The sequence below is a fragment of the Variovorax sp. LjRoot290 genome (genome assembly GCF_964253985.1).
GTDB lineage: Bacteria > Pseudomonadota > Gammaproteobacteria > Burkholderiales > Burkholderiaceae_C > Variovorax.
The window spans coordinates 3,449,188-3,461,560 of record NZ_CAXURW020000001.1 but is presented as its reverse complement, the minus strand read 5'-3'; the positions used below and the strand labels follow the sequence as shown (position 1 = coordinate 3,461,560).

The window sequence follows — 12,373 nt, the reverse complement described above, 5'->3', positions numbered from 1 at the left end:
ACTTTTATGGCAACAGTGGAAGTCAAGGTGCCGGACATCGGCGATTTCGATGAAGTCGCAGTGATCGAAGTGCTGGTAAAGGTGGGCGATTCGGTGAAGGCCGAGCAATCGCTCATCACGGTGGAGTCGGACAAGGCCTCGATGGAAATTCCGTCGAGCCAGGCCGGCGTCGTGAAGGAACTCAAGGTCCAGGTCGGCAGCAAGGTCAAGGAAGGCTCGGTCGTGCTGGTGCTCGAAGGCGAGGGCGCAGCTGCGGCACCTGCTGCATCCGCGCCGCCGGCCGCGGCACCGGCGCCGGCAGCAGCTGCACCAGCGCCGGCTGCGGCTGCTCCGGCCGCTGCCGCGGCCACAGGCCCGGTCGAGGTCAAGGTGCCGGACATCGGCGACTTCAAGGATGTCGCGGTGATCGAGGTGCTGGTGAAGCCGGGCGACACCATCAAGGAAGAGCAGTCGCTGATCACGGTCGAGTCGGACAAGGCCTCGATGGAGATTCCGTCGTCCGCGGCCGGCGTGCTGAAGGAACTCAAGGTCAAGGTCGGTGACACGGTCAACATCGGGGACCTGATCGCGGTGGTCGAAGGTTCGGGCGGCGGCGCTGCCGCCGCTCCGGCGCAGGCGGCCGCGGTGCCTGCGCCGGCGAGCGCATCGGCGCCTGCGCCGGCAGCCGCCCCGGCGGTATCCGCTGCCCCGGCTGCCGCGCCGGCTGCGCACGATCCGACGGTCGCCCCCAGCGGCAAGCTGCCGCATGCATCGCCCTCGGTACGCAAGTTCGCACGCGAACTCGGCGTGCCGCTCGAGGAAGTCAAGGGCAGCGGGCCCAAGGGCCGCGTCACGCAGGAAGATGTCCAGAACTTCACCCGCGCGGTGATGAGCGGCGCGGCCAGCACCAAGGCTTCGGCGGCCAAGGCGCCCGCGGGCGGCGGCGGCGAAGCGCTCGGCCTGCTGCCCTGGCCCAAGGTCGACTTCACCAAGTTCGGCACCGTCGAGCGCAAGGACCTGTCGCGCATCAAGAAGATCAGCGGTGCCAACCTGCACCGCAACTGGGTGATGATCCCGCACGTCACCAACAACGACGAAGCCGACATCACCGAGCTCGAAGCTTTCCGCGTTTCGACCAACAAGGAAAACGAGAAGTCCGGCGTCAAGGTGACGATGCTGGCTTTCGTGATCAAGGCAGTGGTTTCGGCGCTGAAGAAGTACCCCGAGTTCAACACCAGCCTGGACGGCGACCAGCTCGTCTACAAGCAGTACTTCCACATCGGCTTCGCGGCCGACACGCCCAACGGGCTCGTGGTGCCGGTGCTCAAGGATGCCGACAAGAAGGGCGTTCTGCAGATCAGCCAGGAAATGGGCGAGCTCGCCAAGAAGGCGCGCGACGGCAAGCTCGGCTCGGCCGACATGCAGGGCGGCTGCTTCTCGATCAGCTCGCTCGGCGGCATCGGCGGCACGCACTTCACGCCCATCATCAACGCGCCCGAAGTCGCGATCCTCGGCCTGTCCAAGAGCGCGACGAAGCCGGTGTGGGACGGCAAGGCCTTCCAGCCGCGCCTGCTCCTGCCGCTGTCGCTGTCGTACGACCATCGCGTCATCGATGGCGCTTCGGCCGCCCGGTTCAACGCTTACCTGGGCCAGGTCCTCGCCGACTTCCGCCGCGTTCTCCTATGACCACGGTGGTGGCCGTCCGTAAAGGCGGTCAAGTGGTGATGGCGGCCGATGCGCTCGTGACCTTCGGGGACACGCGGCTGTCGTTCAACGCCGAGGCGAACCAGAAGCTCTTCCGGGTCGCCGACGCGGAGGGCGAGAGCGTCTTCGCCGTCGCCGGCGCGGCCGCGCACTTCCTGGTGCTGCAGCAGGCGCTGGCAGCCCAGCCGGCGGATGCGCTGCGCTTCGGCAGCAAGGACCAGATCTTTCGCACCTTCACGCTGCTGCATCCGGTGTTGAAGGAGTCCTTCTTCCTGCAGACCAAGGAAGACGAGCACGATCCCTACGAATCGAGCCAGTTCACGATGCTGCTCGCCAACCCGAGCGGCATCTACGGGATCTACAGCTACCGCGAGGTCTTCGAGTTCAAGCAGTTCTGGAGCATCGGCTCGGGACGCAGCTTTGCGCTCGGCGCCATGCACGCGGCCTACGACAAGGTGCGCTCGGCGCGCGAGATCGCGGAAGCCGGCGTCGCCGCGGCCTGCGAATTCGATCGCAATTCGGCGGGCCCCATCGACGTTCTCACACTCAAACTGAAGGTGTCCAAATGAGCGAACAGCAAATCAAGGTGCCGGACATCGGCGATTTCGACGAAGTCGCGGTGATCGAGGTGCTAGTGAAAGTGGGCGACACGGTGAAGGCCGAGCAGTCGCTGATCACGGTGGAGTCGGACAAGGCTTCGATGGAGATCCCGTCGTCGCATGCCGGTGTCGTCAAGGCGCTGGCCGTGAAGGTGGGCGACAAGGTGAGCGAAGGCTCGGTGGTGCTGACGCTGGATGTGGCGGAAGGCGCCGCTGCGCCGGCACCCGCGCCGGCAGCGCCGGCCCCGGCACCCGCCGCAGCGGCACCGAAGCAGGCCCCAGCGCCCACACAAGCTCCCGCCGTGGCGTCGAGCTACACCGGCTCGGTCGATCTCGAATGCGATCTGTTGGTGCTGGGCGCCGGCCCCGGCGGCTATTCCGCTGCCTTCCGCGCGGCCGACCTCGGCCTCAAGGTGGTGCTGGTCGAGCGCTACGCGACGTTGGGCGGCGTCTGCCTCAACGTCGGCTGCATTCCTTCGAAGGCCTTGCTGCACGTGGCCGCGGTGATCGACGAGGTCAGGCATTTCGCCGACCTCGGCATCAGCTACGGCGAACCCAAGGTCGACCGCGCCAAGCTGCTCGGCCGCAAGAACAAGGTGGTGGGCAAGCTCACCGGCGGCCTCTCCGCGATGGCCAAGATGCGCAAGGTGACGACGGTGCGCGGCATCGGCGAGTTCGTCGATCCGTACCACGTCAAGGTGCAGGAAACCACGGGCGACGGCAAGGCCACCACCGACAAGGCACAGACGGTCAAGTTCCGCCACTGCGTCATCGCCGCCGGTTCGCAGGCCGTGCATCTGCCCTTCATGCCCAAGGACCCGCGGGTGGTGGATTCGACCGGCGCGCTGGAGCTCGGCGTCGATCCCAAGCGCATGCTGATCCTGGGCGGCGGCATCATCGGCCTCGAGATGGGCTCGGTCTACTCCACGCTGGGCGCGCGGCTCGACGTGGTCGAGATGCTCGACGGCCTGATGCAGGGCGCCGACCGCGACCTGGTCAAGGTCTGGCAGAAACTCAACGCGCCGCGCTTCGACAACATCATGCTGAAGACCAAGACGGTCGGCGCCGAGGCCACCAAGGACGGCATCCGCGTCAGCTTCGAAGGCGAGCAGGCACCCAAGGAGCCGCAGCTCTACGACCTTGTGCTGCAGGCCGTGGGCCGTAGCCCCAACGGCAAGAAGATCGGTGCCGAGAAGGCCGGCGTGAACGTCAGCGACCGCGGCTTCATTCCGGTCGACATCCAGATGCGCACCAACGTGCCGCATATCTTCGCCGTCGGCGACATCGTCGGCCAGCCGATGCTGGAGCACAAGGCGGTGCACGAGGCGCACGTGGCGGCCGAGGTGATCGCCGGCGAGCAGAAGGGCGACAAGGAACTCGCGAGCGCGGCCTTCAACGCCCGCGTGATCCCCAGCGTGGCCTACACCGACCCCGAGATCGCCTGGGTGGGGCTTACCGAAGACCAAGCCAAGGCCGAAGGCGTGAAGATCGAGAAGGGCCTGTTCCCGTGGACGGCTTCGGGTCGCGCGATCGCCAACGGCCGCGATGAGGGCTTCACCAAGCTGCTGTTCGATGCCGAATCGCATCGCATCGTCGGCGGCGGCATCGTCGGCACGCATGCCGGCGACATGATCGGAGAGATCGCGCTGGCGATCGAGATGGGCGCTGACGCGATCGACATCGGCAAGACGATCCACCCGCATCCGACGCTCGGCGAGAGCATCGGCTTGGCAGCGGAGGCCGTGCACGGCCACTGCACGGATTTGCCGCCGGTCAAACGCTGAAGGCATCCGCCAAAAAAAGAACCCGCCGACGGCGGGTTTTTTTTGGTGAACTCTCCGACTCAGTCGCCCGTATTGGCGTTGATCTCGCCCTGCGCCGCCTGCACGCGACGGGCACCGCTGAAGCGGCGCTGCCAGTAGCTTCCACTCATGTCCTCGACGCGGACCTGCGCGCCGGGCTTGGGAGAGTGAATGAACTTGCCTTCACCGACGTAGATGCCGACATGGCTGAACGCGCGGCGCATGGTGTTGAAGAACACGAGGTCGCCGGGCTTGAGTTCGCTGCGATCGATTTTCTGGGTGGCGGCGGCCTGTTCTTCGGCGCGGCGCGGGAGCAGGTGGCCGACCGTCTGGTTGTACATCGCGCGCACGAAGCCGCTGCAGTCGAAGCCGGTTTCCACCGTGTTGCCGCCGCGGCGGTAGGGGACGCCCAGAAAACCGATGGCGGTAACGACCAGATCGGAGGTGCGATCGACGACGGTTTGGCGAACCTGCTGAAGCTGATTGATCAGCCCCTTGTCGGCAAGCAGGGAATCCAGTTCTTCGGTACGGTCTTGTTGCGGTGCGGCATGGGCGGCAAATGCAATCAAGAGGCAGGCGGGTAGGAGAAATCGCATGGCGCGTAGGATATGGATGACAAATAGCGATGTCAATTTCATGCGGATTCGGGATTCTGCATGCAACCCATTGTCCTGGCTACGTTTTTTACATTCGCTGATTTTATGAAATGTAAAGCTCTCCGTTATCAGCCATAAGTTGTTCCGTGATGTAAAGCGAAAGTTTTTAGTTATGGGTGATACTTTTTCGCCTGGTGCGCTTTCACTCATTTCGAAGGATCTCTCATGAATTCATCGAAAGTATTCAAGATGGTTCGGTTTCGGATTGCGTTGCTCTCGGGTCTGGCGATCGCCGCAGTGGGTGTCGCGATGGCGGCGCCGCGGCCGGAGGTGGTCGCTTCGGGTCTCGAAAATCCCTGGGGCGTGGGCTTTCTTCCCGACGGCCGCTTCCTGGTGACCGAGAAGTCCGGCCGCATTCGCGTCGTCGGTGCCGACGGCAAGCTGGGTGCACCCGTGGCCGGGCTGCCCGCCATCGCCACCGGCGGCCAGGGCGGGCTGCTGGATGTGCTGGTGGACTCGGCCTTCGCCAGGAACAGGACCTTCTATTTCTGCTTCTCCGAACCCGAGGCGGGTGGCTCGGCCAACAGTACGGCCCTGGCGCGTGCGCAACTGTCGGCCGACGGCAGCCGTCTCGAAGGCCTGAAGGTGATCTTCAGCCAGCGCCCCAAGGTCGCCAGCCGCCACCATTTCGGCTGCCGCATTGTCGAGGCCAAGGACGGCAGCCTGTTCCTGACGCTGGGCGATCGCTTCAGCCGCAAGGAAGACGCGCAGAAGCTCGACAACCACCTGGGCAAGCTCGTGCGCATCGCCAAGGACGGCAGCGTGCCCGCGGACAACCCCTTCGTCGGTCGAGCCGGTGCGCTGCCCGAGATCTGGAGCTATGGCCATCGCAACGGCCAGGGCGCCGCGCTGGCGCCCGACGGAAAGCTCTGGATGCACGAGCACGGTCCGCAGGGCGGCGACGAGATCAACATCCCCGAGGCCGGCCGCAACCACGGCTGGCCGGTGATCACCTATGGCGAGAACTACGGCGGCGGCAGGATCGGCGACGGCATCACGCGCAAGGACGGGCTGGAGCAGCCGCTGCACCACTGGGTGCCTTCGATCGCGCCCTCGGGCATGGCCTTCCTGACCAGCGATCGCTACGGCACGGGCTGGAAGGGGAATCTCTTCGTGGGATCGCTCAAGTTCGGCTACCTGGATCGCATCGAGCTCAAGGACGGCAAGGTCGTCGCCGAGCACAAGCTGCTGGAAGACGGCAGGGCGCGCATCCGCGATGTGAAGCAGGGGCCCGACGGGCTGCTCTATGTGCTGACGGACGAGTCCGACGGCAAGCTGCTGCGCTTGCGGCCGAACTGAGCGGCCCGATCGGGCCGATCTGTTCGGTGGTACGGTCTAGCCCCCTCGCTTTTTCGTGAAAGACTCCGCCTCATGCTGCTCGATGCATCGCAATCCCAACTGGTCCTGGTCGACTACCAGGCGCGCCTGATGCCGGCGATCTTCGAAGCGGAGGCCGTGGTCGAGAACGCGGTGCGGCTCGGCCGGATAGCCCGCCTGCTCGAGGTGCCGGTCTGGGGCACCGAAGAAAACCCCTCGAAGCTCGGCGAGAACCTGGCCGACATCCGCGCCCTGTGCCAGCGCACGCTGGCCAAGATGCATTTCAGCGCGGCGGAAGAGGGGCTGGGCGAATGGCTGCGCGCGCCTGCCAAGGCCCCCCAGGGCAATGCACGCAGTCTGCCCAAGCACTTGCAGAAGGCGGCGGCCGCCGAAGAGCGCAACACCATCGTGATCGCGGGCTGCGAAGCCCACGTGTGCCTGCTGCAGACCGCCCTCGATCTGCTCGAGGACGAGTTCGAAGTCTGGGTGGTGACCGATGCCTGCAGTTCGCGCACGGAGCGCAATCGCGATGCGGCCTTCGACCGCCTGGCCGGCGCCGGCGCGGAACTCGTCACCACGGAGATGGTCGGCTTCGAGTGGCTGCGAACGGCCGAGCATCCGCGCTTCGATGAAGTGCTGGCGCTGATTCGCTAGCGAAGCGCGGCCGCGTCAGGCCGCGAAGCCCGCCGCGAAGGCCTCTCGCAGATAGGAGACGAAGGCCTCCACCGCGCGCGGCACATGGGCGGAGTAGGGGCGGATCGCATACAGGCGCTCGCCGAAGGCCCCCACCGGCCGCCACTGCGGCAACACCTCTACCAGCCTGCCCGCCTGCAGGCCGGATTGCGCGCTGAAGTCCGGCAGCAGCGCGATGCCTAGACCTGTCGCCGCCCCATCGCGCAACGCCTCGCTGTTGTTGGCGGCGAACGGGCCGCTGACCGGCACCGTCGCCTGTTCGCCATCGGCGTCGCGCACGAAGCTCCAGGCGGGCGTGTCCTGCGTCCGCGGGTAGTGCAGGCAGTCGTGCTTCGCCAGGTCCTGCGGCAGGTTCGGTACGCCGCGGCGGCGCAGGTAGGCGCGACTCGCGACCAGCACCGAGCGGGTGGGCGCCAGCATCCACGCCACGTGCGTCTCCGGCGGCGCGGCGGTGTGCCGCACGGCGAGATCGAAGCCTTCCATCGCGAGCGAGCGCAGGCGATCCGACATGTCCAGCTCCAGGCGCACTTCCGGGTAGGCACGCAGGAAGTCTGCAAGGCGCGGCACCAGCTGCTGGCGCGCGAACGCCACCGGCGCCGTCACCCGCAGCAGGCCGCGCGGCGCGCTGGCCAGGTCGCGTACGCTGGCGAAGCTGTGCGCGATCCGCTCGAAAGGCGCGCGCATGTCGTCGACCAGGCGCTGGCCGGCCTCGGTGAGGCGCACGCTGCGCGTGGTGCGGCGCACCAGCGGCACGCCGGCAGCGCGCTCCAGCTCGGCGATGCGCTGGCTCATGGCCGCCTTGCTGACGCCCAACCTGGCCGCCGCCGCCGTGTAGCTGCCTTGCTGCTCCAGGACGATCAGCCAGTGCAGATGGGTCCAGAGCAGTTCAACTTTTTTGTCATCCATGGCTCTATTGTTCACTATGGCAAACAATCAATTCAGCGCCAGCGCCTAGGCAACAGCGGCGCGGCTTTCTAGACTGGCCGCCTTTCCCTCCACTACCGGCCCGGCCATGACCACCAAGATCTCCGTTCCCACCCCGATCGCGCACTACATCGCGGGCCGCCGTGCCGGCGGAGCTTCGTCGCGTACCCAGGACGTCTTCAATCCCGCCACCGGTGCCGTGACGGGCAATGTCGCGCTGGCCAACCGCGCCGACGTCGATGCGGCGGTGGCCGCCGCGCAGGCCGCCTTTCCCGCCTGGGCCGACACGCCGCCGATCCGCCGCGCGCGCGTGATGTTCAAGTTCCTCGAGCTGCTGAACCGCCATCGCGACGAGCTCGCCCATCTGATCACGGCCGAGCACGGCAAGGTCTTCACCGACGCGCAGGGCGAGGTCACGCGCGGCATCGACATCGTCGAGTTCGCCTGCGGCATCCCGCAATTGCTCAAGGGCGACTACACCGACCAGGTCTCCACCGGCATCGACAACTGGACGCTGCGCCAGCCGCTCGGCGTGGTGGCCGGCATCACGCCCTTCAATTTCCCGGTGATGGTGCCGATGTGGATGTTCCCGGTCGCGATCGCCGCCGGCAACACCTTCGTGCTCAAGCCCAGCCCGACCGACCCCAGCGCCTCGCTGCGCATGGCCGAGCTGCTGAAAGAAGCGGGCCTGCCCGACGGCGTGTTCAACGTCGTTCAGGGCGACAAGGAGGCGGTCGACGCGCTGATCGAGCATCCCGATGTCAAGGCGATCAGCTTCGTCGGCTCGACGCCGATCGCGAACTACATCTACGAGACCGGCGCGCGCCACGGCAAGCGCGTGCAGGCACTGGGCGGCGCCAAGAACCACATGGTGGTGATGCCCGACGCCGACATCGACCAGACGGTGGACGCGTTGATCGGCGCGGGCTACGGCTCGGCCGGCGAGCGCTGCATGGCGATCAGCGTCGCGGTGCTGGTGGGCGACGCGGCGGACAAGATCATGCCGAAGCTGATCGAACGCGCGAGGACGCTCAAGGTGCTCGACGGCGAGAACCTCGCGGCCGAGATGGGCCCGATCGTCACGCGCGCGGCGCATGAGCGCATCACCGGCTACATCGCGCAGGGCGAGAAGGAAGGCGCGAAGCTGGTGGTCGACGGCCGCCGCTTCGATGCCGCGCAGGCAGGCGAGGGTTGCGCCAACGGCTTCTGGATGGGCGGCACGTTGTTCGACCACGTCACGCCCGAGATGCGCATCTACAAGGAAGAGATCTTCGGCCCGGTGCTTTCCTGCGTGCGGGTGCACGACCTGAAGGAGGCCGTGGACCTGATCAATGCCCACGAGTTCGGCAACGGCGTCGCCTGCTTTACGCGCGACGGCAACGTGGCGCGCGAGTTCTCGCGCCGCGTCCAGGTCGGCATGGTGGGCATCAACGTGCCGATCCCGGTGCCGATGGCCTGGCACGGCTTCGGCGGCTGGAAGAAGAGCCTGTTCGGCGACATGCACGCCTATGGCGAGGAAGGCGTGCGCTTCTACACCAAGCAGAAGTCGATCATGCAGCGCTGGCCCGAGAGCACGCCCAAGGGCGCCGAGTTCGTGATGCCGACGGCGAAGTAAGCGGCGTCAAAGCCGCCGCCGCGCCCGAACCGCCGCGGCAAGTTCCTGCAGCACCGGCACCGTCTGCGAAAAACCGATGCACGCGTCGGTGATCGATACCCCGTGCCTGAGCGGGACGCCTGGAACCAGGTCCTGCCGGCCTTCCTCCAGGTGGCTTTCGATCATCACGCCGGCGATGCGTCGCTCGCCGGCGGCGATCTGCCCGGCCACGTCGTGCACGACGTCGATCTGGCGCTGGTACTGCTTGCTGCTGTTGCCGTGGGAGACGTCGATCATGACCTGCTCGCGCAGGCCCAGCGCGCGCAGCGCCTCGCAGGTCGCGGCCACATCCGCGGCGGCATAGTTGGGCGTCTTGCCGCCGCGCAGGATGACGTGGCAGTCGTCGTTGCCGCGGGTTTCGAAGATGGCGGCCATGCCCATCTTCGTCATGCCCATGAACGCATGCGGAGCCCGCGCCGCAAGGATCGCGTCGGCCGCGACCTTGATGCTGCCGTCGGTGCCGTTCTTGAAGCCGACCGGGCAGCTCAGTCCCGAGGCCAGCTGCCGGTGGCTCTGGCTTTCCGTCGTTCGTGCGCCGATGGCGCCCCAGGCAATCAGGTCGGCGATGAACTGCGGGCTCAGCAGGTCGAGGAACTCCGTGCCGGCAGGAAGGCCCAGCGTCGTCAGCTCCAGCAACAGGCGCCGCGCCCGCTCGAGGCCTTCGTTGATCGCGAAACTGCCGTCGAGGTGCGGGTCGTTGATGTAGCCCTTCCAGCCCACCGTGGTGCGCGGCTTCTCGAAGTAGGTGCGCATCACGATCAGCAGGTCGTCCTGCAGCTCGTCGGCCACGGCTTTCAGCCGATGGCCGTATTCGAGCGCCTGGTCGTGGTCGTGGATCGAGCAGGGCCCCACGACCACGACGAGCCGGTCGCTGCGGCCGTGCAGCACGTCGGCGATCGCCGCGCGGCTGGCTTCCACCAGCGAGAGCGTGTCGTCGCGCACCGGGACGCGTTCCTGCAGCAGCGCGGGCGTCATCAGCGGGCGGACGGCGCCGATGCGTACGTCGTCGATGCGGGTGGTATCGATCGTGCTGTCGCGGGAGCCGATCTCGGCGTCATGGAGGGGGTCGTCAAGTCTGGTCATGTGTTCGGTCGCGGCGCGGTTCATGCGTGGGGACCACCGGATTGTCCGTCGATAATCGCCCGGTCCGCGCTGCCGAATCGAGCGCTTCTTTACTTCCTGGAGTCACCCCATGTCCGATGTCATTCCCGCAACCTTGATCGCCGGGGACGGCATCGGCCCCGAGATCGTCGATGCGACGCTCGCCGCCCTCGATGCTTTGCACGCGCCTTTCGAGTGGGATCGCCAGGTTGCCGGCCTCGCCGGCGTGCAGCTGGCTGGCGACCCGCTGCCTGCAGCCACGCTGGACAGCATCCGCCGTACGCGTCTTGCGCTGAAGGGACCGCTCGAAACGCCATCGGGCGGCGGCTATCGGTCCTCGAACGTTCGCCTGCGCGAGGAGTTCCAGCTCTACGCCAACCTGCGCCCCGCGCGCACCATCATTCCCGGCGGCCGTTTCGACAACGTCGACCTGATGGTCGTGCGCGAAAATCTCGAGGGCCTGTACATCGGTCACGAGCACTACGTGCCGATCGACGGCGATCCGCATGCAGTGGCGATGGCCACCGGCATCAACACGCGCCAGGGCAGCCGCCGCCTGCTCGAATATGCATTCGAGACCGCCGTCGCGACCGGCCGCAAGAAGGTCACGATCGTGCACAAGGCCAACATCATGAAGGCGCTGACCGGCATCTTCCTGGAGACCGGACTCGAGCTGTACGAGCGCAAGTACAAGGGCAAGTTCGAACTCGACACGGTCATCATCGACGCCTGTGCGATGAAACTGGTGCTCAACCCCTGGCAGTTCGACATGCTGGTCACGACCAACCTCTTCGGCGACATCCTGTCCGACCTGGTGGCGGGGCTCGTCGGCGGCCTGGGCATGGCGCCCGGTGCCAACATCGGTGCCGACGCGGCCATCTTCGAAGCAGTGCACGGCTCTGCGCCCGACATTGCCGGCAAAGGCATCGCGAATCCCACGGCGCTGCTGCTGGCCGCCGCATTGATGCTCGATCACTGCAAGCTGCCGGAACTCGCGGGGCGCTTGCGCAAGGCCATCGACGAGACGCTGAACATCGACAAGGTGCGCACGGGCGACCTGGGCGGCAGCGCCGGGACCGCTGCTTTCACGAAGGCGCTGGTGAGCCGGATAGCCGGCGGCTGAGAAGCGGATGTCACTTCCGACCGGCCAAGCCGCTCAGGCGCGCGCAGTCGCGGCGCCGGTGAGGGTGGCCGGCTGGGCCATGGCCGCGGGCGCGCTGGGTGTTCTGGTCACCAGCCTGTTCTACGTGCTGTCGCCTCGCGCGGGCGCGATGCCGGTTCAGCCCTTCGACCTCTCTGCCGCGCTGGCGGGTGCAGCGGCCGGCGCCGCGACCATGAAGGCGGCGGGAATGGCGGGCATCTTCGGCGACCTCATCTGGGCCGTCGGTACTTTCCTGATGGCGCAGCACACGGCGCGCTGCGGCCGTGGCCTGGCCACCGCCGGCTGGGTTGTCGGCTTGCTGAGTCTGGCGATCTTCACGCTGGTCGACGCCATGGTGGGCTTCGTCTTGCCCCAGCTGGCCCTCATGCCCGGCGCGGAAGGCGCCTTCGCCGGCTTCAAGCGTCTCTTCGACGTGCTGTTCCTGCTGGGAACCGTGGCCTACGGTTTCAGCGCGGTCCTGGCGCTGGGCAGCGAGGCGCGCACAGGGGGATCCCCGGTCCATCCGGTCCTGGCCGCCGCAACGGCTGTTGTCGGCGGGGTCGCGGTGATCGCCGGCCTGGCGGGCCTGGCCGGACTTTCCGTCGACCTGCTGGTAGGTGCAAGCGTCGGTGTGGGCTCGGCTCTTTTCATCGCCATCGGGTTGCAGATCGCCTTGGCGAAGTCCGGTGAAGCGTCCGCATGGTCGTCGTAGCAGACAAAGTTCGACAGGACGCCCGAGCAGCCCACCCCGGCTGTTGACGTCCTCCCGTCACATCTCATGGGCGAGCTGAGCCGACCGGCTG

General features: G+C 66.9%; 11 protein-coding genes. 8 read left to right on the top strand and 3 right to left on the bottom strand.

Features of this window, described 5'->3' with window-relative positions:
* Positions 1–6 precede the first annotated feature (6 nt).
* Genes aceF through lpdA form a run of 3 tightly spaced genes read left to right on the top strand, consistent with a single transcriptional unit; the run spans position 7 to position 4,066 of the window.
* The gene (gene aceF, locus ACSQ9A_RS17175; RefSeq protein ID WP_436304519.1) at positions 7–1,665 is read left to right on the top strand and encodes a dihydrolipoyllysine-residue acetyltransferase; all 1,659 of its coding nucleotides are present in this window, start codon (positions 7–9) and stop codon (positions 1,663–1,665) included.
* Complete coding sequence (locus tag ACSQ9A_RS17170; RefSeq protein WP_436304518.1) at positions 1,662–2,252, top strand: MFS transporter; 591 nt, start codon at positions 1,662–1,664, stop codon at positions 2,250–2,252. Before aceF ends, ACSQ9A_RS17170 begins: the two co-directional genes overlap by 4 nt.
* On the top strand, positions 2,249–4,066 hold the full coding sequence (lpdA, locus tag ACSQ9A_RS17165; RefSeq protein WP_436304517.1) for a dihydrolipoyl dehydrogenase: 1,818 nt from the start codon (positions 2,249–2,251) through the stop codon (positions 4,064–4,066). Before ACSQ9A_RS17170 ends, lpdA begins: the two co-directional genes overlap by 4 nt.
* A gap of 59 nt (positions 4,067–4,125) precedes the next feature.
* Here lpdA and ACSQ9A_RS17160 read toward each other — a convergent pair whose 3' ends face one another.
* Positions 4,126–4,722 carry a C40 family peptidase gene (locus ACSQ9A_RS17160; RefSeq protein WP_436292722.1) on the bottom strand — a complete coding sequence of 199 codons (597 nt, stop codon included), beginning with the start codon at positions 4,720–4,722 and terminating at the stop codon, positions 4,126–4,128.
* 207 nt (positions 4,723–4,929) lie between these two features.
* On the opposite strand from ACSQ9A_RS17160, the gene ACSQ9A_RS17155 reads away from it, so the two are divergent.
* Both ACSQ9A_RS17155 and ACSQ9A_RS17150 read left to right on the top strand, forming a co-directional pair.
* Entirely contained in the window at positions 4,930–6,039 is a 1,110-nt protein-coding gene (locus ACSQ9A_RS17155) for a PQQ-dependent sugar dehydrogenase (protein ID WP_436306313.1), read from the top strand.
* Positions 6,040–6,111: 72 nt separating this feature from the next.
* Positions 6,112–6,711 (top strand): isochorismatase family protein, encoded by a 600-nt coding sequence (locus ACSQ9A_RS17150; RefSeq protein WP_436304516.1) that lies wholly within the window; start codon positions 6,112–6,114, stop codon positions 6,709–6,711.
* A 15-nt stretch (positions 6,712–6,726) separates the two neighbouring features.
* Here ACSQ9A_RS17150 and ACSQ9A_RS17145 read toward each other — a convergent pair whose 3' ends face one another.
* The gene (locus ACSQ9A_RS17145; protein ID WP_436304515.1) at positions 6,727–7,656 is read right to left on the bottom strand and encodes a LysR family transcriptional regulator; all 930 of its coding nucleotides are present in this window, start codon (positions 7,654–7,656) and stop codon (positions 6,727–6,729) included.
* Positions 7,657–7,762: 106 nt separating this feature from the next.
* On the opposite strand from ACSQ9A_RS17145, the gene ACSQ9A_RS17140 reads away from it, so the two are divergent.
* Positions 7,763–9,289, top strand: a complete 1,527-nt coding sequence (locus ACSQ9A_RS17140; protein WP_436304514.1) for a CoA-acylating methylmalonate-semialdehyde dehydrogenase — start codon at positions 7,763–7,765, stop codon at positions 9,287–9,289.
* A 6-nt stretch (positions 9,290–9,295) separates the two neighbouring features.
* On the opposite strand, the gene ACSQ9A_RS17135 is transcribed toward ACSQ9A_RS17140, so the two are convergent.
* A complete protein-coding gene (locus ACSQ9A_RS17135) occupies positions 9,296–10,411 on the bottom strand; it encodes a 3-deoxy-7-phosphoheptulonate synthase (protein ID WP_436304513.1) in 1,116 nt (371 codons plus the stop codon).
* Between the two features lie 109 nt (positions 10,412–10,520).
* Between ACSQ9A_RS17135 and ACSQ9A_RS17130 the strand changes: the two genes are divergently transcribed.
* Positions 10,521–11,552, top strand: a complete 1,032-nt coding sequence (locus ACSQ9A_RS17130) for an isocitrate/isopropylmalate dehydrogenase family protein (RefSeq protein ID WP_436304512.1) — start codon at positions 10,521–10,523, stop codon at positions 11,550–11,552.
* Between the two features lie 7 nt (positions 11,553–11,559).
* Positions 11,560–12,282, top strand: coding sequence for a hypothetical protein (locus tag ACSQ9A_RS17125; RefSeq protein ID WP_436304511.1), 723 nt, complete (start codon positions 11,560–11,562; stop codon positions 12,280–12,282).
* Positions 12,283–12,373: the final 91 nt, after the last annotated feature.